The following is a 23,533-nucleotide window of genomic DNA, read 5'->3' as shown; positions in this document are numbered from 1 at the left end:
AGGGGGCGGCCGGCCTCGCCGGCCCGGCCATTAGGATGGCCGGGTGCCCGTTGATCTGATCCTGTGGATCGTCCTCGCCGTCGTCGTGCTCGTGGGGGCCGTGTCCGCGGTCGTCGTCGTGCGTCGCCGCCAGGCCCTCACCCGCAGCCACCGCGTCGAACTCCCTCCGGCCGCGCCGACGCCTCCGCGGCCCGGTGCCGACGTTGCCCCGGCCCCCGTCGTCGAGACCGAGGCCCCCGAGGAGGCCGGGACGAGGCTGGCACGGCTCCGCCGGCGCCTGTCGGGATCCACCAACGTGCTAGCTCAGGCGTTGCTCGGGATCATCAGCAGCGACAAGCTGGATGCCGACACCTGGGATGACTTCGAGGCCACCTTGATCGGCTCCGACCTGGGGGTGGGTCCCACCGGAGAGCTGGTGGAGAACCTCCGTAGGGAACTGTCGATCGACGGGGTCGCCGACCCCGAACGCGCCCGAGCGGTGCTGCGCCGGGAACTCGTCGCCCTCACCGACCCCAGCTTGGACCGGGATCTTGACCTCGATTCCGCCGACGGTCTTCCTGCGGTGGTGCTCGTCGTCGGAGTGAACGGCACCGGCAAGACGACGACGGTGGGCAAGCTTGCCCGGCTTCTGGTCGCAGAGGGAAAGACTGTCTTGTTGGGAGCGGCCGACACGTTCCGCGCGGCAGCCGCGGAGCAGTTGCAGACATGGGGGGACCGCGTCGGCGTCGAGACTGTCCGGGGCGCGGAGGGCGCCGACCCGGCGTCCGTGGCCTACGAAGCGGTCAGCGCGGGCGTCGAAAAGGGGGTGGATGTGGTGCTGATCGACACCGCGGGACGGCTCCACAACAAGTCCAACCTCATGGACGAACTGGGCAAGATCCGGCGGGTCATCGAGAAGCGGGCGCCCATCACCGAGACGCTGCTGCTGCTGGACGCGACGACCGGGCAGAACGGGCTCATCCAGGCACGCGTGTTCAACGAAGTCACCCAGGTGACCGGCATCGTGTTGTCCAAGCTGGATGGCTCGGCGAAGGGGGGCATCGTCGTTTCGGTGCAGCGTGAACTGGGTGTCCCGGTGAAGTTCGTCGGTCTGGGAGAGGGCGCGGACGACCTCGCGCCGTTCACGGCGGAGGGTTTCGTCGACGGGCTGCTCGGTGGCTGAGCCGATGCCGATCCTGCGGCCCGCGACGGCGCAGGATGTACCGGCGATGGTCGCCATCTACAACCAGTCCGTCGCGGTCAACACGGCCAGCTGGGACACCGAGCCGCAGACCGTTCCCGAGCGCCGCGCCTGGTTCGAGGAGCGCAGCGCCGCCGGGCAGGCGATCCTCATCGCGGAGGTGGCCGGCCGCGTGGTCGGCTGGGCGTCCTGGGGGCCGTTTCGTGGCAAGGCGGGCTACCGGATGACGAGGGAGGACACCCTCTACGTCGACGAGTCGGCCCGTGGCCTGGGGGTGGGACGCCTGCTGCTGGGCGGGCTGGTCTCCACGGCACGCGAGGCCGGGGTGCACGTCCTGATGGCGGCCGTCAGCCACGAGAACGACGTCTCGATTGCCCTGCACGAGAAGCTCGGGTTCGTGGAGGTGGGACGGCTGCCCCAGGCCGGAGCGAAGTTCGGGCGATGGCTGGATCTGGTTCTCCTGCAGCTCACGCTGGACGACCGCCCCCTGCCCTGAGTCCCGGGGATGCCGACCCGGTAGGCTTGCCGGGTACCGCGAGCGACAGTAAGGCATTCATGTTCGACACCCTGCAAGACCGCCTCCAAGCCACCTTCCGCAATCTGCGCGGCAAGGGGCGGCTCACCGACGCCGATATCGACGCGACGGCCCGAGAGATCCGGCTCGCGCTGCTGGAGGCCGACGTCAACCTGGGCGTCGTCAAGGATTTCGTGGCCGCCGTCAAGGAACGAGCCAAGGGCGCCGAGCTGAGCCAAGCGCTCAACCCGACCCAGCAGATCATCAAGATCGTCAATGAGGAACTCGTCGAGATCCTCGGCGGCCAGGCGCGGACGCTGCGGTTCGCGAAGAACCCGCCGACCGTCATCATGCTCGCCGGTCTGCAGGGCTCTGGTAAGACCACGCTGGCTGGCAAGCTCGGCCTGTGGCTGCGCCAGCAGGGTCACACGCCGCTGCTGGTGGCCGCTGATCTGCAGCGACCCAACGCCGTCAATCAGCTGCAGGTCGTCGGCGGGCGGGCCGGCGTGCCGGTGTTCGCTCCTGAGCCCGGCAACGGGGTCGGCGACCCGGTCTCGGTGGCGCGTGCGTCCATTGAGGAGGCCACGCGCAAGTTCTACGACACGGTGATCGTCGACACCGCCGGTCGTCTCGGTGTCGATGCCGAGCTGATGCAGCAGGCCGCCGACATTCGCGACGCGGTCAACCCCGACGAGATCCTGTTCGTGGTCGACGCCATGATCGGCCAGGACGCCGTCAACACGGCGAACGCCTTCGCGGAGGGCGTCGGCTTTGACGGCGTCGTGCTGTCCAAGCTGGACGGCGACGCCCGCGGTGGTGCTGCCCTGTCGATCGCGAAGGTCACGGGCAAGCCCGTCATGTTCGCGTCCAACGGTGAAGCCCTCGGTGACTTCGACCTGTTCCACCCCGATCGGATGGCCTCCCGCATCCTCGACATGGGCGATCTGCTCACGTTGATCGAGCAGGCCGAGAAGACTTTCGACGCCGATCAATCCCGCAAGGCCGCCGAGAAGCTCATGGCCGGCAAGGGGTTTGGCCTCGATGACTTCCTTGGCCAGATGCAGGCCGTGCGCAAGATGGGCCCGATGAGCAAGATCCTCGGGATGATGCCCGGCATGGGGCAGATGAAGGACGCCATCGCCAACATCGACGAGCGCGAGATCGATCGGATCGAGGCGATCATCTACTCGATGACCCCCGCCGAGCGCGCCAAGCCCGACATCCTGAACGGGAGCCGCCGCTCGCGCATCGCCAACGGGTCGGGCACCAGCGTCCAAGACGTCAATGGTCTGGTCAACCGCTTCATGGAGACGCGCAAGCTCATGCAGCAGATGGGGCGCGGCGGCGGTCTGCCCGGCATGCCCGGCATGGGAGGAATGCCCGGCATGGGCCGCCCAGCCAAGCAGCAGGCAAAGAAGAAGAAGACGAAGGGCCGTGGCGTGTCCGGCAACCCGGCGCGGCGCGCGGGGAGTGAACCCGCAGCGGCTGGCACCCCGGTGCCGACCAACGAGGCCGATCTGCAGGCGGCGATGGCGGACTTCCAGTTGCCTCCGGAACTGCAGAAGATGCTCAACCAGCAGAACAAGGGCTGAGGGCTCCCCGGTCGTCGCACCGATGAGGCAGGCTGAGGGCATGCCTCACGACGACGCCCTGCTGGGAGCCCTGGGCGAACCCCTGGTCTCGATCACGCACAGTCACGGCGGCGCGGCGCACACCCATCACGTGCCCGCCGGGAGCCAGGCGCATGCACAGCCGCGCCTCCACCTCACCGGACACCTGCTGCCTGACGCCGAACCCGTCGAGCTCTGGGTGGTCGAGGGACGCATCACCTACGAACGGGTTCCCGGGGCCACCACCTTGGCCACGGACGCCTGGCTGATGCCCGGCCTGGTGGACGCCCACTGCCACATCGGCCTGGATGGACACGGTGCCGTCGACCCGGCGACTGCCGAACGCCAGGCGCTTACCGACCGGAACGCGGGGACCCTGCTGGTCCGCGACGCGGGCTCGCCGGCAGACACCCACTGGATCGATGAACGTGCCGACCTGCCACGGATCATCCGTGCGGGGCGTCACATCGCCCGCCCGCGGCGCTACATCCGCAACTTTGCCGCCGAGGTCGAACCTGAGGACTTGATCGCCGAGGTGCGTACCCAGGCGCGTCGCGGGGACGGCTGGGTGAAGCTGGTGGGGGATTGGATTGACCGGGAGGCGGGGGACCTGCGCCCGTTGTGGCCCACCGAGGTGGTGCGCGACGCGATCGCGGCCGCGCACGAGGAGGGCGCCCGGGTCACGGCGCACACCTTCGACGAACAGGCGGTGGCGGAGCTGGTCGCGGCCGGCATCGACGGCATCGAGCACGGCACGGGGCTGGACGACGCCACGATCGAGCTCATGGCCGAGCGGGGGGTGGCCCTCGTGCCGACGCTGATCAACATCGAGACGTTTCCTGACATCGCCGCCGCAGCCGACGGGAAGTTCCCGGCCTACGCGGCTCACATGCGGGCCCTGCACGCCCGGCGCTTCACGACGCTCGGCAAGGCGGTCGACGCCGGGGTTCCCATCTATGCGGGGACCGATGCGGGCGGGACGCTGGCGCACGGCATCCTGCCGGAGGAGATCGCGTTGCTGGCCCGGGTCGGGGGAGCGGAGTTCGCCCTCGGCGCCGCCTCGTGGAGGGCCCGGGAGTGGCTGGGGGCTGACCAACTCACGGAGGGAGCGTCCGCAGACCTGATCGTGTGTGCGGGCGACCCGCGCAGCGACCTGGGGGAGTTGCGGCGTCCGGTCGCGATCCTTCTGCGGGGCAGGGTGATCACGGCGGTCTGACCCCACGGTGCGCGATCTACGACTGGCCGGAGCCATGCGGAGCCGGGTTCGCGCGCACGCGTTGGCCCCGCTCAGGTGTCGTCTGGCACAATGGACGATGCGCTGTGCGCGCAGGTGCCCTCTCACGCCCGCCCGCATGGTCCACCCGAGCGGAATCGAAGCCGTCCCACAGCGGAGATTCTTCTCACCCGTCAGCCCACACAGCGTGGGCACGTTCCTACAGGAGAACCACACACGTGGCCGTCAAGATTCGTCTCAAGCGGATGGGCAAGATCCGCAACGCGCAGTACCGCATCGTCGTCATGGACTCCCGCACCAAGCGCGATGGTCGCGCGATCGAGGAGATCGGCATTTACCAGCCGAAGTCTGACCCGTCGGTGATCCAGGTCAAGTCCGAGCGTGCGCAGTACTGGCTCGGCGTCGGCGCGCAGCCGAGCGAGACCGTCGTCAAGCTGCTCATCCTCTCGGGAGACTGGCAGAAGTTCAAGGGCACCAACGAGCCCTCGGGGATCAAGCCCCAGCCGGAGAAGGCAGACAAGCTCGCCGCCTTCAACAAGGCGCTGGCCGAGGCTGACAACGAGCCTGCCTCCGGTGCGATCACCTCGCGGAAGGCCAAGACTGCCGAGGCCGAGACCGAAGCGGCCGAGGAGGCCGAGGCTGTCGTCGAGGCCGCGGCCGAAGAGGCCTGATCGTGCTGGCGGATGCGCTGGAACACCTCGTGCGCGGGTTGGTGACCAACCCCGACGACGTGTCGGTGGCCGACCTCGAACGTCGCCGGGTGCGTACCCTCGAGGTGCGCGTGAACCCTGACGACATCGGCAAGGTCATCGGGCGTCAGGGGCGCACCGCGGGCGCGCTGCGCACCGTGGTCGGCGCGCTGTCCGGGCGCGAGCAAGTGCGCGTCGATTTCGTCGACGTGGACCGGCGCCCGCGTCGGCACTGATTTCACGACGTCAACGGTCCCCGATCACGCGAGGTACGCCTCGTGGGGTCGGGGACCGTGTGGCGTCATCACCCACGACACGCTCAGCAGAAGGCAGGCAATGGACGGATTCGAGGACGTCCTCATCGGGACGATCGGTCGCGCGCACGGACTGCGCGGGGAGGTGAGCGTCCGGGTCCGCACCGACGAGCCGGACCTGCGCTACGTCGCCGGTGGCTCCGTGCTGATCGATGGCCGCGAACGTGAACTGGCTTCGGTGCGCTGGCACTCGGGGACACTCCTGATCCGGTTGGCCGGTGCGGCGGACCGGACGGCCGCCGAGGCGCTGCGGGGAACCGACTTGTGGGCGCGCGTCCCGGCCGACGCCGTCCCGCAAGAGGAGGACGCCTACTACGACCGGCAACTCGTCGGGCTGGCGGTGGTGGATGCCGCGGGGGAGCGCGTGGGGACCATCGCCGACGTGCGCCATCTTCCGGCCCAGGACCTGCTGGCCGTGCGCACGCCCGTGGGCGAGCGGCTGGTCCCGTTCGTGAGCGCCCTGGTCCCTGTGGTCGATCTGGAGGCCGGGGTCGTGCACGTGGCCGACGTGGGCGGACTGCTGTCCGATCCCGAGGAGCCTGGGTCGGAGCCCCAGGTGCAGGGGCGGGGCTGATGTACGCCGACATCGTCACGATCTTTCCCGACTACTTCGCCCCATTGGAGCTTTCCTTGCTCGGCAAGGCCCGGCGTGCCGGGGTGGTCGACTGGCAGGTGCACGATCTGCGCTCCTGGACGCACGACCGACACCACACCGTCGACGACACCCCCTACGGCGGCGGCGCCGGCATGGTGATGAAACCGGAGCCGTGGGGTGAGGCGCTCGACGATCTGCTGGGGCGGGCCTGGTCCACGCCCACACTGATCATCCCCACGCCCGCGGGTGAGCCGTTCAGCCAGGAGTTGGCCCACGAGTGGGCCGCAGCCCCCCATCTGCTGTTCGCGTGCGGCCGCTACGAAGGCATCGACGCCAGGGTCGCGCAGTACGCGGCGACCCGGATGCCGGTCCGTGAGGTCAGCATCGGCGACTACGTGCTGAATGGGGGCGAGGTCGCCGTCTTGGCCATGATGGAGGCGATCGTCCGGCTGGTGCCCGGGGTGGTCGGCAACCCGGAGAGTCTGGTCGAGGAATCGCACGCGGTGGGTTCGGGGTTGCTGGAGTACCCGACCTACACCAAACCCGTTTCCTGGCGTGGTTGGGAGGTTCCCGACGTCCTGCTGTCAGGCCATCATGGCCGTGTCCAGGCCTGGCGCCAGGACCGCGCGCGCGAGCGCACGGCGGCGGTCAGGCCCGACCTGTTGGGCCCCGACAACACGTGATTTACGTCACTTGTACAATGCGTAAATAGGCTAGCCGGACGCAGATTTGGACGTTTTCGTCCCGGTATCTGCGAAACGTCCCCGCAAGGCAACGCCGGGGGTGCAAGTTGTCTAGAGTGGGGCCCGTGGCGACAACAACACTGACTCCTCGACAGCGAGCGGTCCGGTCGACAGTGGCGCTGAAGGCCCTCATGGCCATCACCGGCCTGGTCATGATCGGCTTCCTGCTCATGCACATGTACGGAAACCTCAAGGCGTTCCTGGGCGCCGAGGCCTTCGATCACTACGCGCACTGGCTCAAGACCGACCTGCTCTACCCCCTGCTTCCCCAGGGCTGGTTCATCTGGATCTTCCGCTTCGCTCTGCTGGCGTGCATCGTCGCGCACATCTATGCGGCGGCCGTCCTGACCCTTCGCGCCCACGGTGCGCGCAGCACGAAGTACGTGACCACCGACCGTATTCAGCAGACCTACGCAGCCCGCACGATGCGGTGGGGCGGCGTCATCATCGTCGGCTTCCTGGTCTTCCACCTGCTGCAGTTCACCGTCCAGGTGGTGACTCCCGGCTTCACCCCGGGCATCTCCCCTTACGAGATGGTGGTCCTGAGCTTCCAGCAGTGGTGGCTGGTGCTGGCCTACGCGGTGTGGATCGTTGCGGTGTGCATGCACGTGCGCCACGGCGTCTGGAGCGCGCTGACGACGCTGGGCGCGAACACCTCTCCGGCGGCCAAGCGGTTCCTGGACGGTCTCGCCTGGGTCATCGCAGTGGTGCTGTTCGTCGGATTCATGATCATGCCGGTGGCCGTTCTCTTGGGGTGGATTAACTGATGTCGACCAATACTGATTTCTTCGAAGTGGGCGCGGATATCCGCGACTCCAAGGCTCCTGCGGGTCCCATCGAGCGCAAGTGGTCCCAGCGCAAGTTCGAGGCCAAGCTGGTCAACCCGGCCAACCGCCGCAAGATGTCGATCATTGTGGTCGGCACGGGCTTGGCCGGTGGCGCCGCCGCCGCGACGCTGGGTGAGGCGGGCTACAACGTCTTGAACTTCTGCTACCAAGACAGCCCGCGTCGCGCGCACTCGATCGCCGCTCAGGGCGGCATCAACGCTGCCAAGAACTACCGCAACGACAACGACTCGACGATGCGGCTGTTCTACGACACCGTCAAGGGCGGCGACTACCGCGCCCGCGAGACCAACGTGTACCGGCTGGCCGAAGTCAGCGCCAACATCATCGACCAGTGCGTCGCCCAGGGCGTCCCCTTCGCCCGCGAGTACGGCGGCCTGCTCGACAACCGCTCCTTCGGCGGCGTGCAGGTGCAGCGCACCTTCTACGCACGTGGGCAGACGGGCCAGCAGTTGCTGATCGGCGCCTACCAGAGCCTCGAGCGCCAGGTGGCCGCAGGCACGGTGAGCATGTACACCCGCCACGAGATGATGGAGATCATCATGTCGGAGGGGCGCGCTCGCGGCATCGTCACCCGCAACATGGTGACCGGTGCGATCGAGGCCTACACCGCCGACGCGGTCGTGTTGGCCACCGGCGGCTACGGCAACGTGTTCTTCCTCTCCACGAACGCGATGGGCTGCAACGTGACCGCCGCCTGGCGTGCGCACCGCAAGGGCGCCTACTTCGGCAACCCGTGCTTCACGCAGATCCACCCGACCTGCATCCCCGTCCACGGCGACACCCAGTCCAAGCTGACCCTGATGTCGGAGTCGCTGCGTAACGACGGCCGCATCTGGGTGCCCAAGAAGGCCGAGGACTGCACCAAGGATCCCCGCCAGATCGCCGAGGAGGACCGCGACTACTACCTGGAGCGGATCTACCCGGCGTTCGGCAACCTGGTGCCGCGCGACATCGCTTCGCGTCAGGCGAAGAACATGTGTGATGAGGGTCGTGGCGTCGGCCCGGCCGTCGAGGAGGTCAATCACCGCACCGGTGAGACCGTCTCGCGTCGTCGTGGCGTGTACCTCGACTTCGCCTCCGCGATCGGGCGGCTCGGTCGCGACGCCGTGGAGAAGAAGTACGGCAACCTCTTCGACATGTACGCCCAGATCACCGGCGAGAACCCGTACGAGACGCCGATGCGGATCTACCCGGCCGTCCACTACACGATGGGCGGGCTGTGGGTCGACTACGACCTCCAGAGCAACCTGACGGGGTTGTACGTCACCGGTGAGGCGAACTTCTCCGATCACGGCGCGAACCGCCTGGGTGCCTCGGCCCTGATGCAGGGCCTGGCTGATGGCTACTTCGTTCTGCCGAACACGATCAACGACTACCTCGCCGGTGCGCCGTTCGCGCCGCTGGGAGCCGACGATCCGGCGGTCGTCGAGGCCGTCACCACGGTGAAGGACCGCGTCAACCGGCTGCTCTCCATCGATGGCTCCCGCACCGTCGACAGCTTCCACAAGGAGCTGGGCAACATCATGTGGGAGTACTGCGGCATGGAGCGCACCGAGGACGGCCTGACGTACGCCATCGGCCGCATCCAGGAGCTCCGTGAGGAGTTCTGGTCCAACGTCAAGGTCACCGGCGAGAACGAGGACTTCAACCAGACCCTCGAGCGTGCGGGTCGGGTGGCGGACTTCTTCGAGCTGGCTGAGCTCATGTGCGTGGACGCGCTGCACCGCCGCGAGTCCTGCGGCGGTCACTTCCGGGCCGAGTCGCAGACCGAGGAGGGCGAGGCGCTGCGTCACGATGACCAGTACCTCTACGTCGCGGCGTGGGAGTTCGGCGGCGAGGGCAACAAGCCGGTCCTGCACAAGGAACCGCTCGACTATGAGTTCATCGAGCTGAAGCAGAGGAGCTACAAGTGAACATCAACCTGCGAGTCTGGCGGCAGCCGAACGCCCAAACCCCGGGCAAGATGGTGTCGTACCGGGTCGAGGGTGTCTCCGAAGACATGTCGTTCCTCGAAATGCTCGACCTCCTCAACGAGGATCTCACCGTCAAGGGCGAGGAGCCGGTGGCCTTCGACCACGACTGCCGTGAGGGCATCTGTGGCATGTGTGGCGTCGTCATCAACGGTGCCGCCCACGGTCGCTCTGCTTCCCCGGTCCCGACGACCACGTGCCAGCTGCACATGCGGTCCTTCGCCGATGAGGCGACGATCGACGTGGAGCCGTGGCGCGCGGGGGCCTTCCCCGTCATCAAGGACCTGGTCGTGGACCGGACCGCTTTCGATCGGATCATCCAGGCCGGCGGCTTCATCAGCGTCAACGCCGGATCCGCGCCGGAGGCGCACTCGGTGCCGGCCCCGAAGCTGGAGGCCGATCGGGCGTTCGACGCGGCCACCTGCATCGGCTGTGGCGCTTGTGTGGCGGCCTGCCCCAACGGGTCGGGAATGCTGTTCACGTCGGCGAAGATCACCCACCTCGCGATGCTGCCGCAGGGTCAGCCCGAGCGGTACACGCGGGTGCGGACGATGGTCGCCCAGCACGACGACGAGGGCTTCGGCGGCTGCACCAACATTGGTGAGTGCGCGGCGGTCTGCCCCAAGCAGATCCCGCTCGACACCATCAGCCAACTCAACCGCGATCTGATGAAGTCGCTGTTCAAGCGCTGATAGCCGTCAGTTCGGCTCTGCACGCGGCGTCGTCCCCTCGGGGGCGGCGCCGTCGGCGTCCCCGCAGCATGCACCGCGTCCGGACCGGCGGATGCCGCGACCTGGTTCGCCAACCCGAAGCCGGTGTGGCAGACTTATGCAGGTTGTGCACGCGCTCCTGCCACAGGGGGTCGGCGCGGCACCACAGAGACATTCATCAACACGAGGTGACCTGTGGCACCGGCGAGGACGAATCACATGAACAAGCTTGTGGCGGAGATCACCGCCTCCCAGCTCCGCGACGACCTGCCCGACTTCCGCCCCGGCGATTCGGTGAAGGTCCACGTGAAGGTGGTCGAGGGCAGCCGCTCCCGTATCCAGGTTTTCGCTGGCGTCGTCATCGCCCGCACCGGCCGTGGCGTCGGTGAGGCGTTCACCGTCCGCAAGGTGTCCTTCGGCACCGGCGTGGAGCGCACCTTCCCGCTTCACTCCCCGATCATCGACAAGGTCGAGGTCGAGCGTCGCGGCGACGTGCGGCGCGCCAAGCTGTACTACCTGCGTGGCCTGCACGGCAAGGCCGCCAAGATCAAGGAGAAGCGCGACCGCTGAGCGCGCCGGAAGAGGATCGCGTGGACGAGGAGCGAAACGGCGGACTGGGTGGTTTCCTGAAGGAAACCGCAATCGTCGTGGTCGGGGCGTTGATCGCCTCAACGTTGTTGCGGCTGTTCCTCGTTCAGGTTTTCCTCATCCCCTCGGGCTCGATGGAGTCCACGCTCAACATCAATGACCGCGTCGCCGTGCAGAAGGTGAGTGCCTTCCAGCGCGGCGACGTTGTCGTGTTCCGCGACGATCTCGAGTGGCTCGGCAATCCGGACCGGTTCAGCCTGGAGCCCTGGCAGGACGCGCTGGTGTTCCTGGGGCTCATGCCCGACCCGTCGGCGAGCCACCTGATCAAGCGGGTCCTGGGAACAGCGGGCGACCGGGTCATCTGCTGCGATGTCGACGGTCGGATCACGGTGAACGGGTATGCCCTGGATGAGACGGGCTACCTCTACACCGACGAGTCCGGCGTCCAGAATGCTCCCTCCCTGTACTCCTTCGATGTGGTCGTCCCGGCGGGCCGCATCTTCGTGATGGGCGATCATCGGGAGGCGTCGGCTGACTCCCGATGCCACCTGTCCGAAGACGCCTTGGGAGTGCGGAACTTGGGCGGTTTTCCGTCCACCGACTCGGTCGTCGGTGCCGCCGCCGTCACGGTGTTCCCCTTCGAGCGATGGCGGACGTTCTCGACCCCCGGTGTCTTTGAGGGCGTCCCCGCGCCCTCGTCGGCCGCCCCCGCACAGCCGGTCGTCACCGGAGAATTGCCGCCCTGCTGATGAGCTTCGTGGTGCGCCGCGACGCTGGCCTGTACGGGTATGAGCGTGCCTTGGGGCGCGCTGGCTTCGGCCTCGTGGCGGGTGTGGACGAGGCGGGTCGGGGGGCCTGCGCGGGTCCGCTCGTGGCCGCCGCCGTCATCCTGCCGCCTCGTCCGATCGAAGGACTGGCCGACTCCAAGAAGCTCACTCCCGCCCGACGTGATCGGCTCTATCCGGAGATCGTGGCCAAGGCCGTCGCGTGGTCGGTCGTCCGCGTCGAGCCGGATGAGTGCGACGCCCTGGGCATGCATGTGGCCGATCTCGAGTCGTTGCGACGGGCGGTGGCACGGCTTGAGACCAGGCCGGACTTCGTGCTGACCGACGGGTTTCCCGTCGACGGGCTCGGCGCACCGTCGCTGGCCATGTGGAAGGGTGACGCGGTCACGGCGTCCGTTGCGGCGGCCTCGGTGATCGCCAAGGTGACGCGGGATCGCATCATGATTCAGTACGGGGCCGAGTTCCCCTCCTATCAATTTGCAGTTCACAAGGGATATTGCACGGCGCTGCACCAATCGGAGCTGGACTCCCAAGGCCCCTGCCCCATTCACCGCAAGGCCTGGGACAACGTTGCCCGAACCACTAAGCTGGAGCGGTCATGAGCACCGACGATCTTGAACAATACGAGTCCGAGCTGGAACTGCAGCTGTACCGCGAGTACAAGGACGTCGTGGGCATCTTCACGTACGCGGTCGAGACCGAGCGCCGGTTCTACTTGTGCAACGCGGTCGATCTCAAAGTGCGCACCGAAGGCGGTGACGTGTACTACGAGGTGTCCATGGGAGACGCCTGGGTGTGGGACATGTATCGCCCGGCCCGCTTCGTGAAGTCGGCGAAGGTGCTGACCTTCCGTGATGTGTCGATCGAGGAGATCACGCATTCCGAACTGCAGGTTCCCGACAGCTTGTAAGCGTTCGCGTCACGATCCACAGCCATGATTCATGGCGGGCACCGTGTCCACAGCCGGAGCGGGCGCTGACGCACAGAGGGGGGCGACGCCCAACCTGCGGGCGTGGATGAACGACGAGGCATCGGGGCACGGGGCGAGGAGTTGGCCGCCCGCTATCTCATGCGTTTCGGGTGGTCGGTGGTGGCGCGCAACTGGCGCTGCCGTGACGGCGAACTGGACCTGATCTGCCGCGAGCCCGACGGCACGGTGGTGGTGTGCGAGGTGAAGTCCCGAACTGGCCGCGGGTACGGAACCCCGCTGGAGGCCATCACACAGGAGAAGGCGCGGCGGCTGCGGCGATTGACGGCGGCGTGGGCCCGCGAGCAGGCCGCTCCCATTCACACCCTGCGGATCGACGCGGTAGGGGTGCTCTGGCATCCGGATGGCACGGCCAGCGTGACGCACGAGCGGGGCATCGCCCGATGAAGCTCGGGCTCGCCCACAGCGTCGGGCTGGTGGGCATGGAGGCCACGGTGGTGGACGTGGAGACGGTGGTGGGCGGTGGTCTGCCGCGCACCGTGATCGTCGGGCTGCCCGACGCGGCCCTGCACGAAGCCCGCGACCGGTGCCGGGCGGCACTGACGCAGGCAGGGTTCACCTGGCCCGACCAACTCGTCACCATCAATCTCAGCCCGGCCTCGTTGCCGAAGGCCGGAACCCACTACGACCTGGCCATCGCGGGTGCCGTGCTTGCCGCTGCGCAGGCGGTTCCCGTGGAGCGGCTCGCCGAGTGCGTCCTGCTGGGTGAACTGGGGTTGAACGCCCGCGTCCGCCCAGTGCGGGGCGTCCTCCCGGCGGTTCTGGCGGCCGCCCAGGCTGGGTTTGCGCGGGCAGTCGTGCCCGCCGCTCAAGTGGCGGAGGCCTGCCTGGTCGAAGGCATCGATGTGATCGGGGTGGGGAGCCTGGCCGAGTTCGCGGCCTGGGCACGCGACGGAAAGGTCCCGGCGGTCCCGCCCTGCGTGGACGAGCCGATCCGAGAGCACCGGCTGGATCTCGCCGATGTGGCCGGGCAACTCGAAGCCCGCTGGGCGGTCGAGGTCGCGGCCGCCGGGCGGCACCACCTGTTCTTGACTGGCCCGCCCGGGGTGGGGAAGACGCTGCTCGCGGAACGACTGCCCGGCATTCTCCCGGAGTTGACCATCTCCGAGGCGCTGGAGGTGGCCGCCATCCGCTCGGTGTCCGGCCTTGCCCTCGGTGCCCGGCTGTCTCGTCACGCCCCTTTCTCGTCGCCCCATCACTCCGCCTCCGTGGCGGCCATGGTGGGTGGGGGAGCGCGGATCGCCCAACCGGGAGCGATCTCGTTGGCCCATCGAGGCGTGCTGTTCCTGGATGAGGCGCCTGAGTTCAGCCCGCGAGCGCTCGATGCGCTGCGGACCCCGCTGGAATCGGGTCGCGTCGAGTTGGCACGATCGCTCGCCCTCACGCGGTACCCGGCCCGGTTCCAGCTCGTTCTCGCGGCCAACCCGTGCCCGTGCGGGCGTGCGGGCGAGGCGACGGGCCAGTGTGAGTGCACGCCGATGGCGGTGCGGCGCTACGCAGCGCGGCTGTCGGGGCCCATCCTGGACCGGATCGACATCGTGCAACCTCTGCGGCCCATGACGAAGTCGTATCTGCGCGCCGCCGGTCCGACGGGGGAGCCCAGTGTCGCGGTGGCACGTCGGGTGGCGGAAGCCCGGCACAGGCAACTCACCCGGCTCTCCTCGCTTGGCTTCCGCACCAACGCCGAGGTGCCCGGCGCCGTGCTGCGGACCGCCCTCCCGCGCCCCGAGGGCATCGATGTGTTGGAGGCGACGATGGCACGGGGACTCCTGAGCCTGCGCGGCCTGGACAAGGTCGTGCGGTTGGCCTGGACGATCGCGGACCTGAGCGGTGCCGAACGCCCAAGGGTCGATCACATCCGTGCAGCGATCGCGCTGCGCCGCGGCGAGGTGAGACCGTGAACGCCACACCGCAGGAGCGCACCGCCAGGCTCGGGTTGAGCTGCGTGGTCGAGCCGGGGGATCTGAGGCTGGCCGAGCTGTTGACGAGGTTCACGGCCGAGGAGATCTGGGCTCGCCTGTGCGAGGCCGGCCCGCCCGGGCCTTGGCGGGATCGAGCTGCTGTGCTGAATCTGGACGAGGTCGCCGAGCGTACCGCCCACGCAGACGCCCGCTTCATCGTTCCCGGAGATGCCGAGTGGCCGCCGCGGGTGGGCGACTTGGCGGCCGCGGCGCCGGTGCGCGACTGGGGCGGTGCTCCCGTCGGCTTGTGGGTCCGCGGTGCCGGCCGGCTGGAGGAGGCGACGCAGGCTGCGGTTGCGATCGTCGGCTCGCGAGCGGCGAGCTCGTATGGGGAGCGGGTGGCTGCGGAGCTGGCCTCAGGCCTGGCCGAGTTGCGCTACACCGTGGTCTCGGGGGCCGCCTACGGGATCGACGCCGCAGCCCATCGCGGTGCGCTCGGCGCCGAAGGTCGCAGCATCGCCATCCTGGCCGGAGGCGTCGACGAGGCCTATCCGCGGGCACACAGCAGGTTGTTGGAGTCCCTGACCGAGTCCGGGTGCGTGGTGTCGGAGGTTCCGGTTGGGGAGCACCCCACGCGACGCCGCTTCCTGGTGCGCAATAGGCTCATCGCGGCCCTGACGAGCGGCACCGTTGTCGTGGAGGCGTCGCTGCGCAGCGGAGCTCGGAACACGGCCAGTTGGGCCACCTCGTGCGGCCGGGTTGTGATGGCGGTCCCGGGGCCGGTCACCAGTGCCACATCGGTGACGCCCCACCGACTCATCCGGGACGGTGAAGCCGTTCTCGTGACGAGCGTGCACGATGTACTCGAGATGTTGCGTCCCGTCGGGGAGGTCCTGCCCGAACGGGAACAGTGCGGACGGCGGCTGGATGGGCTCAGCCCGCTGGCACGCGCGGTCTTCGAGGCGTTGCCGCTGCGCGGTGGTCGAGACGCTGGAGACATAGCCTTGCGTGCGGGGGTTGCGTTGCCCGATGTCATGGCCGCCCTCGTCGGGTTGGGCGAGGCGGGCTGGGCACGGTCGCTCCCGGATGGCCGTTGGGGGTTGGGGGCCACCACCGACGGGCCGATCCCCGAAGCTGACTTTCCCCCGATGCAGGAGCCGGACCGATGAGTCGCCGGGATGCGCCCGCCCGATGGTGCGCTGGGCTGGACGCGAAGCAGCCCACGCGGTGCAGCGGCTCAGCGCACCAGCAGCACGGCCGAGGCGATGGCCGAGGCGGCGATAGTGACGATCTCAAACTGCCGCTGGGTCACCTTGCCGATCACCCAGACCCCGGCGACCGTGCCGAGCAGTACGGCGGGGATCAACGTGGCGACGAGGAACAGGTTCACCGGGCTGTAGAGGCCCAGCCCGGTGGTGAACGGGGTCTTGGAGAGGTTGATCAGGAAGAAGAACCAGGCGTTCGTGCCGATGAAACGAGCCTTGTCGACGCGGGCGGCGAGGAAGTACAACGCCATGACCGGTCCGGCCGCGTTGGCGGTCATGGTTGCGAACCCGGCCGCGGCCCCGGTGGCCACGGCGCGACCCCACTGGGGAGCGGCGATGGGGGCTGGCCCCTCCCCGGACTCGGGCGCGGCGGGGGACTGTGCCGCCGCGCTCTGGCGTGGGCGACGCTGCCACAGCTGCAGCAGCACCATCACGAGGAGCAGCCCGCCGATCGTGCGGCGCATGGTGACGTCATCCACGACATTCATGAAGGCGGCACCCACCACGAGTCCCGGCAGGACGCTGGGCACCAGGCGAAGGAGCAACGACCATGACACGGTGCGGTAGCGACTGACTGCCACCAGGTCACCCACCAGCAAGAGCAGCAACACGGTCGCGGTGGACTCCTTGGCCGGCATCCCCAGGGCGAACACCGCCACCGAGATCGCGGCGATCCCCCCGAAGGAAGTCTTCGAGAATCCGATGATGAGGGCGGCCACCGCCATCGCCACTAGGAGGGGCCAGCCGTAGGTCGCGATCAGGTCGGGCACCCGATGAATGTAGTGCCGGGACGCCCGCGGGGCGCGCGGTTGCCGCCGGTGGCTCTCGGGCGTGGGGGATGGGGCAACCCGGGCAACACCCCCGGTCACGGGCGAGGCGGTGTTAGCTTGAGACAACCACCAGTCTGACTCGCGACGACGTGACGCCTGGCTGGGGTGGGGAGGGCTCGCGTCCCGACGTGGTCGTCACGAGCGCTCCCGCCGACCGCAATACTCCCTGTCACACGCCACCTCAGTGGCACTGGAACGGATTGGTGATCAACGAGCATGACGCAGCAACTCAATCGCCTCAACGTGAACCCGGAGACGATCCTCGGAGCCTCGGCGCCGGAGCGCACCGGCATCATTCACTTCGGCCTCGGGAACTTCCACCGGGCACACGCGGCGGTGAACACCGCGCTGGCCATGGCTGCGGAACCCGGGGACTGGGGCATCGTCGGCATCGCCAACCGTTCCCGCAAGGTCACCTCCGCGCTCGAGGCCCAAGACGGCCTCTACAGCGTCGTCACCCTTGACCCGGAGGCTGAGCGCGTCGACGTCGTGGACGTCCACCGACGCTTCCTCGTGGCCGCGGAGGACGGCCCGGCCATCATTGAGGCCATCGTCGATCCTGCACACAAGATCATCACGCTGACGATCTCCGAGAACGGCTACCACCTGGACGGCCGTACCGGCACGCTCGACGTGTCCTCGCCGGATATCGCCGCCGATCTGGTGCCGGGCGCGGCCCCCACCACGCCGCTGGGCCAGATCGTCGCAGGGCTGACCGCCCGCTTCACCGCGAACGCCGCCCCGATCACCGTGCTGTCGTGCGACAACCTGCTGTCCGCGGGGAACACCACCCGCGCGGCCGTGGTGCAGTTCGCCCAGGCCGCTGGCTCCAGCCCCGAGTTCCTCGCCTGGCTGGAGGGCAGCGTCACCTTCCCGAACGCAATGGTGGACCGGATCGTCCCCGCCCCCACCGACGGCACCACCAGCGAGGTGGAGGAGGCCCTGGGACTGCACGACGAAGCCCCCGTCCCCGCCGAGTTGTTCACGATGTGGGTCATCGAGGACAAGTTCGCGGCCGGGCGACCGAAGTGGGAGGCAGCCGGCGCCATCTTCTCCGACGAGGTCGAGAAGTATGAACTCGTCAAGCTGCGCCTGCTGAATGGCGGGCACTCACTCATCGCCTACCTGGGCGGCTTGGATCGCCAGCCGACGATCCCCGATTCCCGCGCCCAGCAGTTCATCGCGGACGCCACGCGGCAAGCACTCGAGGTGGACTACCTCCCGAGCATCGACCTGCCCGCCGACTTCGATCCGCAGGAATACATCGACAGCCTGTTCCGCCGCTGGAGCAACACGGTCCTGGGCGACAAGACCTCACGCGTCGGCTCGGACGGATCGACGAAGCTCCTGCAACGCGTCCCGATCCCCGCGCTCACTGCCCTGGCCCACGACCGGATGCCGGAGCAACTCGCGCTCACCGTCAGCGCTTGGATCTGCTGCTGCGTCCCGCCGCGCGGATTCGAGCCCGGAGCCATCGCCGATGCGATGATCGAGCCGAAGGCCGCTCAACTCAAGGCGGCCACGCAGGACGCGACCACGGTGCGTGAGCACGTGGAGGCGATCCTGGATGCCGGTGTCTTCCCCGACGACCTGGTGGCCCAGCAGCCTTTCCGAGACCGTGTCGTGGAGTACGCCGAGCGGATCGTTGAGGACGGGGTGCGCGCTGCGGCGGCGCTTGCCCTGCAGCGGGGTTCCGCGAACTGAACACGGCGACGAGGTCCGTTCCCCACTCGTGGGGAACGGACCTCGTCGCGTTGCGGTCAGACCCGGTCCGGGAGCAGTGCGGCGAACAAGTCGATGATCGCCCCGAGTCGCGCGGCCCGCTCATCGGCCGGGAGGCTGTCGGGACGCAACCCGAACTTCAGGCCGAGGATGACGTCGTCCCCCGCCGCGTCGAGCGCCGCGCTGATCTCCTGGGCGCCGAGCAGGGTGCCGGGAGGTGAGAACGGCAGCCCGGCGGGAGGAAGATGGCGGTCGAGCCAGACCCCGAAGTCGCTGTCGGTGCCCGAGGCGCCGGAGAAGAACACCGCCCCGAGCAGCCCCGCGTCGGAGGCGGCCTGGATGTGGCTCAGCGGCAGCGATGCGTTGCGCCCCTCGAGAGCGCTGCGACCCCAGTTGATGCCGATCCGCCAGCGGGGATCGGCCGCGGCATCCACCAAGGCGAGCTCCTCCTCGAACTGCAGGAACGCCTTCTCGCCCTGGTGATCGGGGGTGGTGGCGTCACAGTGCTCCAGGAGGAAGACGAGGTCCTCGCCCCAGTCCCATCCGCTGATGGTGGCCATCGAGGCAGCCATGGCGTCCGCGTCGGCGGTGTTGCTGGGGCCGCTGTGGAACTCCACGGCCTGGACGCGGTGGCCCTGCTCGCGGAGCGCCGCGATGTCCTGGCGTGCCTGAGCGGCGAAGTCGAGGGCCGCGTGACGTCCAGCGCTGTGCGGGGAGGCCAGCCCAAAGGCCGGATCCGTGGCGATGCGCCCCATTGTTCCCGGGATTGCGGTGATGACGTGGTCCCAACCCGGACGCCAGGACGGATGGGCCACCACGTGATCCACCTGTGGCAGTTCCAGGCCGCCCACGATGGGCCGGGATGCGAGGGCGTGGAGGATGGTCGGCTCGCCGCTGTCGGCGTGCGGGCTGTAGGCGGCGTACGCGCCCACGATCAGGTGCTGGGACATGAGGCCATGGTCGCAGGGTTTCGCCGGTGGGGGCGGGTTCAGGGCGTGAGGCGGCGGTCGGTTGCGCGGAGTTCCCGCGACCGCGGTCTGATCGGGTATCAGATCGCAGACTCACCGCGGCGTCCGGCCCGTGTCTGGCATGCGGGGGGTGCTCGCCGCCCCGTACCCTCGGAGTATGGCCTTCTCGCTGGACGACCTCACGTGCCCGCTCGTGGCCGCCCCCATGGCGGGCGGGGTCTCGACGCCGTCGCTGGTAGCCGCAGTGGCGCGGGCGGGTGCGATCGGGTTCCTCGCAGGTGGCTACCTGAGTGCCTCGCAGGTGCGAGACGACATCGCCGCGGTGCGGAGCCTGGGAGCATCCGCCTTCGGAGTCAACTTGTTCTGGCCACCTGGCCGCCCGGCTGATCTGTCGGCGGCACAGGCCTACCGGACGCTGTTGGCCCCCGAGGCCGAGCGCCGCGGCGTGATCCTGCCCCAGCCACACGATGACGATGATGCGATCGAGGCGAAGCTCGGCGTCGTCGCCGAGGAAGCAGTCCCCGTGGTGTCCTTCACGTTCGGCGTGCCGGGCGCCGACGTCGTGGGACGCCTGCACCGGGCGGGATGCCGGGTATGGGCCACGGTGACCTCGGCCTCGGAGGCGGTGATCGCCGGCCGGTCCGGCGTCGACCTGCTCGTCGTTCAGGGCCCCGATGCGGGCGGGCACCGGGCGACCTTCGACCCGGACCTCGCCCCTCCCACTCAGGATCTTGGCGCTCTCGTCGAAGCCGTGCGGGCAGTATCCGACCTGCCGATCGTGGTCACCGGTGGGTTGACCACCCCCGAGCAGGTGGGGCGATGGCGCGGCCAGGTCGCGGGAGTGCAGGTGGGAACCGCGCTCCTGGATGCGGAGGAGGCGGGTACGTCCCCGACGTACCGTCGCGCGCTTCGCGATCCGGAGTTCACCTCCACCGAGCTCACGCGGGCCTTCTCCGGGCGGTATGCCCGGGGGCTACGCAACGGATTCATGACCGCGTTCGGTGACCAGGCGCCCGCAGCCTATCCCGCGGTCCATCAGCTCACTGCTCCGCTGCGTCGGGCTGCGTCCACCCAGGACGACCCCGAGGGCATGTCGCTGTGGGCCGGAACATCCTGGACGGCCGCGCCCACCGGCCCGGCGGCCCGGATCCTGGCGGGACTGATGCGATGACCGAGCAGGAATACACGCCCCAACACGTGGCGGAACCTCGTGAGGTCGGACGCCCGGGGCGTCGGGCCGATCGGCGCCGCGGGTTCGGCACTGCGAGTGCCTTGACGGTCGTCAGCGCCGTCGTCCCGGGGCTGGGACTGGCCGGCACCCGGTGGCGGAACTTCGGGCTGACGCTGACCGCGGTGGCCGTCGGGGTGGCGCTGGTGGGGGCTGGCGCCTTCTTCTTCGCGCGCGGCTGGTTGCTCTCGGTCGTGGCGAATCCCACCTGGCTGCTCATCATGGCGATCGCGCTGGCCGTCTTCGGGGTGCTGTGGGCGGTCGCGGTCACCGCCACTCAGGTACTCCTCAGGCCTCAGCCGAGCCGCTGGTGGCACCGCCTGCTGGGGGCGCTACTGGTAGGTGCACTGACGTTCGGTCTCGCGGTGCCGTCGGCCTTCGGCGCCCGGAGCCTGGTGGAGACGTCGACGCTGCTGCGCGCCGTGTTCCAGGACTCCGACGACCCCGGCGGGGCGAGCGTGCCGACCTTCGGCAACAGTTCGGACCCCTGGGCCAACAAGCCGCGACTCAACGTGTTGATCCTCGGTGCCGACACCGGCGATGACCGGACGGGCACCCGGACCGACACGGTGATGGTGGCGTCCATCGATACCAAGACCGGGGAGACCGTCTTGTTCGGGCTGCCTCGTCAGACCGAACGGTTGATCTTCCCCGCAGGCAGCGGGCTGGCGAAGATCTGGCCTGATGGCTACCACCTGACCGGGGAGGCTGACGGCGAGCAGCAACTCAGCGCGATGTACCAAAACGTCATCAACTACCCGGGCGCCGCGGCCACGCTGCCGGCCTCCAAGGATCCGGGGGCGACGATGCTGAAGATGGCCGTGGGGGCTTCCTTGGGGCTGGACATCGACTATTACGTCATGGCGAACCTCGAGGGGTTCGTCGAGATCGTGGACGCCCTGGGCGGTGTGACGGTCAATGTCAACAAGCCGGTTCCGGTGGGTGGAAAGAACCCCAGTGGCTCCGATCCGGGATTCCCGCCGGACCGCTGGCTGCCGCCGGGACCCGACCAGCACCTCAACGGATATGACGCCCTGTGGTTCGCCCGGGGTCGCTACCACACCGATGACTACGACCGGATGAGCCGGCAGCGCTGCGTCATCAAGGCTCTCAGCCGCCAAGTCAACCTGACCACCGTGTTGGCCAACTATGAGGCGCTCACGCAGGCGGGCCGCGACGTGGTCGCCACCGACGTACCCAATAGCCTCTTGCCGGCGTTGCTCGAGTTGGCGGGCCGGGTTCGGACCGCGCCGCTGCGTTCGGTGTCGTTCCAGAACGGGGTGGACGGGTTCTCCACGACGCGCCCGCAGTGGAGTCTCGTTCAGCAGCACGTCGCTGCGGCGTTGGTGGCCCAGGATGCGACACCGGTCGCGACGGCCTCGTCGACTCCCACCCAGTCCGCGAGCGTCAGCCCTTCCGCCACGAAGGGGGCTACGACCCGTCGTGCTTCGACCAGCGCGTCGGCCACCCCCTCGACCTCGACGGCCGAGGCGGTCGACGAGTGCGCCTACAACCCGGCTGCCTGACGGCCACGCGGGGCCGTCAGAGGTGATCCCGGCTGACGCGGTCAGTGCGCGAACGCGTCGGACACCTCTTCAGCCTGTGCCTCGGTCAAGGTCAGCCGCCCTGCCGACGCGTTGGACTCCAGTTGGGCGACGGTGGAGGAGCTGGGAATCTGGGTGCCCATCCCGGGCAGCGACAGCAGGTGCGCCAAGGTGAGCTCGCTGGTGCTGTGGCCCCAGGCCTGCGCGAGAGCGGCGACTCGGCGCACGGTGGCCCGCGCCCGGTCGCTGACCTGCTGGCCCTCGTCGACGAGTCGGTCGCCGGCGCCGACCGCGGCCGGATCGAGGTAGCGGTCGGTCAGCAGGCCCTGCGCGAGTGGGGAGAAGGGCACGTAGGCGAGTCCTTCGGCAGCACAGAAATCCAGCACGCCCGGGAACTGCTCGCCGCCGATCGGGTCGTAGCGGTTCTGCACGGCGGCGACGCGCACGCGGCGCGAGATCTTCTGGGCGGCGCCCAGGTACTCCTCGAGGTTCGCGACGGAGAACTGTGAGACGCCCAGGTAGTGCACAAGCCCCTGGCGGACGAGGTCCTCGACGGCCTCCAGCGACTCTTCGACCGGGGTCACCTCGTCGAAGCGGTGGAACCACAGCACGTCCACCCACGGCAGCCCAAGCCTCGCGAGGGAGGCCTTGACACCCTCGACGATCTGGAGGCGCGAAAGGCCGGAATGGTTCGGGGTGGCACCGTCCATGCCGCCGTAGACCTTGGTGGCGACGACGATGTCGCGACGTTTGTCGGGGTTCGCCGCGAACCAGCGTCCGATGACGCGTTCGGAGTTGCCGGTGCCGTTGTTGTACCGGTTGGCCGTGTCCCAGAAGGTGACGCCCAGGGCGTGGGCCCGATCCATGATGGCCAGGGCGGTCGCCTCGTCGGTGCGTGCGCCGTCGCCGGTCTCTGGGTAGCCGAACTTCCAGGTGCCCAGACCGATCGCTGAGGTCTGCAGCCCGGTGGCGCCGAACCGGCGGTACAGCATTCCGTGGAAGTCGGTCGTCTCGAAGGGATAGTTGACACCGGTGGGAGTGCGAGGATCCATGTCCCGACCCTAACCACGAACTGTGGAAAGCGCTCGCCGGTTGCCGCCGGGCGCGCCGGGAACGACGTGAACGGCATCGATGCTCTCCGAGCGGTCCTCGTTTCGACACCGCACCGTGCGCGCGCTATAGTTGCGGGGCTGCCGGGGAGACCTGGCCGACACCTTGCGCGGGTGGCGGAATTGGCAGACGCGCTAGCTTGAGGTGCTAGTGCCCGATTAAGGGCGTGGAGGTTCAAGTCCTCTCTCGCGCACGTG

The 23,533-nt window shown here is 68.8% G+C and carries 24 protein-coding genes and 1 tRNA gene; 22 read left to right on the top strand and 3 right to left on the bottom strand.

The window, feature by feature from the left end; translation table 11 throughout:
* Nucleotides 1-43 precede the first annotated feature (43 nt).
* The 18 genes from ftsY (at nt 44) to dprA (ending at nt 15,838) form a co-directional block, all read left to right on the top strand.
* Complete coding sequence (ftsY, locus tag V7E09_RS07405) at nt 44-1,162, top strand: signal recognition particle-docking protein FtsY (protein ID WP_324523212.1); 1,119 nt, start codon at nt 44-46, stop codon at nt 1,160-1,162.
* On the top strand, nt 1,155-1,676 hold the full coding sequence (locus V7E09_RS07400) for a GNAT family N-acetyltransferase (RefSeq protein WP_324523211.1): 522 nt from the start codon (nt 1,155-1,157) through the stop codon (nt 1,674-1,676). Before ftsY ends, V7E09_RS07400 begins: the two co-directional genes overlap by 8 nt.
* A 59-nt stretch (nt 1,677-1,735) precedes the next feature.
* Nucleotides 1,736-3,286 (top strand): signal recognition particle protein, encoded by a 1,551-nt coding sequence (ffh, locus tag V7E09_RS07395; protein ID WP_324510839.1) that lies wholly within the window; start codon nt 1,736-1,738, stop codon nt 3,284-3,286.
* 40 nt (nt 3,287-3,326) lie between these two features.
* A complete protein-coding gene (locus tag V7E09_RS07390; protein ID WP_324510840.1) occupies nt 3,327-4,520 on the top strand; it encodes an amidohydrolase family protein in 1,194 nt (397 codons plus the stop codon).
* A gap of 236 nt (nt 4,521-4,756) precedes the next feature.
* Nucleotides 4,757-5,209 (top strand): 30S ribosomal protein S16, encoded by a 453-nt coding sequence (rpsP, locus tag V7E09_RS07385; protein ID WP_324510841.1) that lies wholly within the window; start codon nt 4,757-4,759, stop codon nt 5,207-5,209.
* A gap of 2 nt (nt 5,210-5,211) precedes the next feature.
* The gene (locus V7E09_RS07380) at nt 5,212-5,463 is read left to right on the top strand and encodes an RNA-binding protein (RefSeq protein ID WP_324510842.1); all 252 of its coding nucleotides are present in this window, start codon (nt 5,212-5,214) and stop codon (nt 5,461-5,463) included.
* Nucleotides 5,464-5,563: 100 nt separating this feature from the next.
* Nucleotides 5,564-6,115, top strand: coding sequence for a ribosome maturation factor RimM (gene rimM / locus V7E09_RS07375; protein ID WP_324510843.1), 552 nt, complete (start codon nt 5,564-5,566; stop codon nt 6,113-6,115).
* Nucleotides 6,115-6,819: a tRNA (guanosine(37)-N1)-methyltransferase TrmD gene (gene trmD / locus V7E09_RS07370; protein ID WP_324523210.1), complete on the top strand. Its 705-nt coding sequence runs from the start codon at nt 6,115-6,117 to the stop codon at nt 6,817-6,819. Before rimM ends, trmD begins: the two co-directional genes overlap by 1 nt.
* Before the next feature lie 125 nt (nt 6,820-6,944).
* Entirely contained in the window at nt 6,945-7,646 is a 702-nt protein-coding gene (locus V7E09_RS07365; RefSeq protein WP_324510845.1) for a succinate dehydrogenase cytochrome b subunit, read from the top strand.
* Nucleotides 7,646-9,640, top strand: coding sequence for a fumarate reductase/succinate dehydrogenase flavoprotein subunit (locus tag V7E09_RS07360; protein WP_324510846.1), 1,995 nt, complete (start codon nt 7,646-7,648; stop codon nt 9,638-9,640). Before V7E09_RS07365 ends, V7E09_RS07360 begins: the two co-directional genes overlap by 1 nt.
* A complete protein-coding gene (locus tag V7E09_RS07355) occupies nt 9,637-10,389 on the top strand; it encodes a succinate dehydrogenase/fumarate reductase iron-sulfur subunit (RefSeq protein WP_324510847.1) in 753 nt (250 codons plus the stop codon). Before V7E09_RS07360 ends, V7E09_RS07355 begins: the two co-directional genes overlap by 4 nt.
* Before the next feature lie 237 nt (nt 10,390-10,626).
* Nucleotides 10,627-10,977 carry a 50S ribosomal protein L19 gene (gene rplS, locus V7E09_RS07350; RefSeq protein WP_324510848.1) on the top strand — a complete coding sequence of 117 codons (351 nt, stop codon included), beginning with the start codon at nt 10,627-10,629 and terminating at the stop codon, nt 10,975-10,977.
* Nucleotides 10,978-10,997: 20 nt separating this feature from the next.
* Nucleotides 10,998-11,744 carry a signal peptidase I gene (gene lepB / locus V7E09_RS07345; RefSeq protein ID WP_324510849.1) on the top strand — a complete coding sequence of 249 codons (747 nt, stop codon included), beginning with the start codon at nt 10,998-11,000 and terminating at the stop codon, nt 11,742-11,744.
* Nucleotides 11,744-12,382, top strand: coding sequence for a ribonuclease HII (locus V7E09_RS07340; RefSeq protein ID WP_324523209.1), 639 nt, complete (start codon nt 11,744-11,746; stop codon nt 12,380-12,382). The genes lepB and V7E09_RS07340 overlap by 1 nt, the downstream gene beginning before the upstream one ends.
* Nucleotides 12,379-12,690, top strand: coding sequence for a DUF2469 domain-containing protein (locus V7E09_RS07335; protein ID WP_129458914.1), 312 nt, complete (start codon nt 12,379-12,381; stop codon nt 12,688-12,690). Before V7E09_RS07340 ends, V7E09_RS07335 begins: the two co-directional genes overlap by 4 nt.
* 102 nt (nt 12,691-12,792) lie before the next feature.
* Complete coding sequence (locus tag V7E09_RS07330) at nt 12,793-13,155, top strand: YraN family protein (RefSeq protein ID WP_324510851.1); 363 nt, start codon at nt 12,793-12,795, stop codon at nt 13,153-13,155.
* Complete coding sequence (locus V7E09_RS07325) at nt 13,152-14,669, top strand: YifB family Mg chelatase-like AAA ATPase (protein ID WP_324510852.1); 1,518 nt, start codon at nt 13,152-13,154, stop codon at nt 14,667-14,669. The genes V7E09_RS07330 and V7E09_RS07325 overlap by 4 nt, the downstream gene beginning before the upstream one ends.
* Complete coding sequence (dprA, locus tag V7E09_RS07320) at nt 14,666-15,838, top strand: DNA-processing protein DprA (RefSeq protein ID WP_324510853.1); 1,173 nt, start codon at nt 14,666-14,668, stop codon at nt 15,836-15,838. The genes V7E09_RS07325 and dprA overlap by 4 nt, the downstream gene beginning before the upstream one ends.
* 68 nt (nt 15,839-15,906) lie before the next feature.
* Here dprA and V7E09_RS07315 read toward each other — a convergent pair whose 3' ends face one another.
* Nucleotides 15,907-16,704 carry a sulfite exporter TauE/SafE family protein gene (locus V7E09_RS07315; RefSeq protein WP_324510854.1) on the bottom strand — a complete coding sequence of 266 codons (798 nt, stop codon included), beginning with the start codon at nt 16,702-16,704 and terminating at the stop codon, nt 15,907-15,909.
* A 276-nt stretch (nt 16,705-16,980) separates the two neighbouring features.
* On the opposite strand from V7E09_RS07315, the gene V7E09_RS07310 reads away from it, so the two are divergent.
* Nucleotides 16,981-18,468 (top strand): mannitol dehydrogenase family protein, encoded by a 1,488-nt coding sequence (locus tag V7E09_RS07310; protein WP_324523208.1) that lies wholly within the window; start codon nt 16,981-16,983, stop codon nt 18,466-18,468.
* Between the two features lie 56 nt (nt 18,469-18,524).
* Here V7E09_RS07310 and V7E09_RS07305 read toward each other — a convergent pair whose 3' ends face one another.
* Nucleotides 18,525-19,436, bottom strand: a complete 912-nt coding sequence (locus tag V7E09_RS07305; protein WP_324510856.1) for a DUF4862 family protein — start codon at nt 19,434-19,436, stop codon at nt 18,525-18,527.
* Between the two features lie 175 nt (nt 19,437-19,611).
* Here V7E09_RS07305 and V7E09_RS07300 point away from each other — a divergent pair, with 175 nt between their 5' ends.
* Nucleotides 19,612-20,625, top strand: coding sequence for a nitronate monooxygenase (locus tag V7E09_RS07300; protein WP_324523207.1), 1,014 nt, complete (start codon nt 19,612-19,614; stop codon nt 20,623-20,625).
* Nucleotides 20,622-22,208 (top strand): LCP family glycopolymer transferase, encoded by a 1,587-nt coding sequence (locus V7E09_RS07295; protein WP_324510858.1) that lies wholly within the window; start codon nt 20,622-20,624, stop codon nt 22,206-22,208. The genes V7E09_RS07300 and V7E09_RS07295 overlap by 4 nt, the downstream gene beginning before the upstream one ends.
* A 41-nt stretch (nt 22,209-22,249) precedes the next feature.
* Here the strand turns inward: V7E09_RS07295 and V7E09_RS07290 are convergent, their stop codons facing one another.
* Nucleotides 22,250-23,278, bottom strand: a complete 1,029-nt coding sequence (locus V7E09_RS07290; protein ID WP_324510859.1) for an aldo/keto reductase — start codon at nt 23,276-23,278, stop codon at nt 22,250-22,252.
* Nucleotides 23,279-23,443: 165 nt separating this feature from the next.
* Here V7E09_RS07290 and V7E09_RS07285 point away from each other — a divergent pair.
* A tRNA-Leu gene (locus tag V7E09_RS07285) sits at nt 23,444-23,529 on the top strand.
* Nucleotides 23,530-23,533: the final 4 nt, after the last annotated feature.

The sequence above is a fragment of the Propioniciclava sp. genome, from assembly GCF_036744435.1.
GTDB lineage: Bacteria > Actinomycetota > Actinomycetes > Propionibacteriales > Propionibacteriaceae > Propioniciclava.
Note: the sequence above shows the minus strand (reverse complement) of the source record. Positions and strands in the feature narration are given on the sequence as shown.

Excerpts from the sequence above, each read along its gene's own strand:
- ffh (WP_324510839.1), top strand. The coding sequence starts at position 1,736 with ATGTTCGACACCCTGCAAGACCGCCTCCAAGCCACCTTCCGCAATCTG.
- V7E09_RS07390 (WP_324510840.1), top strand. The coding sequence starts at position 3,327 with ATGCCTCACGACGACGCCCTGCTGGGAGCCCTGGGCGAACCCCTGGTC.
- rimM (WP_324510843.1), top strand. The coding sequence starts at position 5,564 with ATGGACGGATTCGAGGACGTCCTCATCGGGACGATCGGTCGCGCGCAC.
- trmD (WP_324523210.1), top strand. The coding sequence starts at position 6,115 with ATGTACGCCGACATCGTCACGATCTTTCCCGACTACTTCGCCCCATTG.
- V7E09_RS07360 (WP_324510846.1), top strand. The coding sequence starts at position 7,646 with ATGTCGACCAATACTGATTTCTTCGAAGTGGGCGCGGATATCCGCGAC.
- rplS (WP_324510848.1), top strand. The coding sequence starts at position 10,627 with ATGAACAAGCTTGTGGCGGAGATCACCGCCTCCCAGCTCCGCGACGAC.
- V7E09_RS07340 (WP_324523209.1), top strand. The coding sequence starts at position 11,744 with ATGAGCTTCGTGGTGCGCCGCGACGCTGGCCTGTACGGGTATGAGCGT.
- V7E09_RS07335 (WP_129458914.1), top strand. The coding sequence starts at position 12,379 with ATGAGCACCGACGATCTTGAACAATACGAGTCCGAGCTGGAACTGCAG.
- V7E09_RS07325 (WP_324510852.1), top strand. The coding sequence starts at position 13,152 with ATGAAGCTCGGGCTCGCCCACAGCGTCGGGCTGGTGGGCATGGAGGCC.
- V7E09_RS07310 (WP_324523208.1), top strand. The coding sequence starts at position 16,981 with ATGACGCAGCAACTCAATCGCCTCAACGTGAACCCGGAGACGATCCTC.
- V7E09_RS07305 (WP_324510856.1), bottom strand. The coding sequence starts at position 19,436 with ATGTCCCAGCACCTGATCGTGGGCGCGTACGCCGCCTACAGCCCGCAC.
- V7E09_RS07300 (WP_324523207.1), top strand. The coding sequence starts at position 19,612 with ATGGCCTTCTCGCTGGACGACCTCACGTGCCCGCTCGTGGCCGCCCCC.
- V7E09_RS07295 (WP_324510858.1), top strand. The coding sequence starts at position 20,622 with ATGACCGAGCAGGAATACACGCCCCAACACGTGGCGGAACCTCGTGAG.
- V7E09_RS07290 (WP_324510859.1), bottom strand. The coding sequence starts at position 23,278 with ATGGATCCTCGCACTCCCACCGGTGTCAACTATCCCTTCGAGACGACC.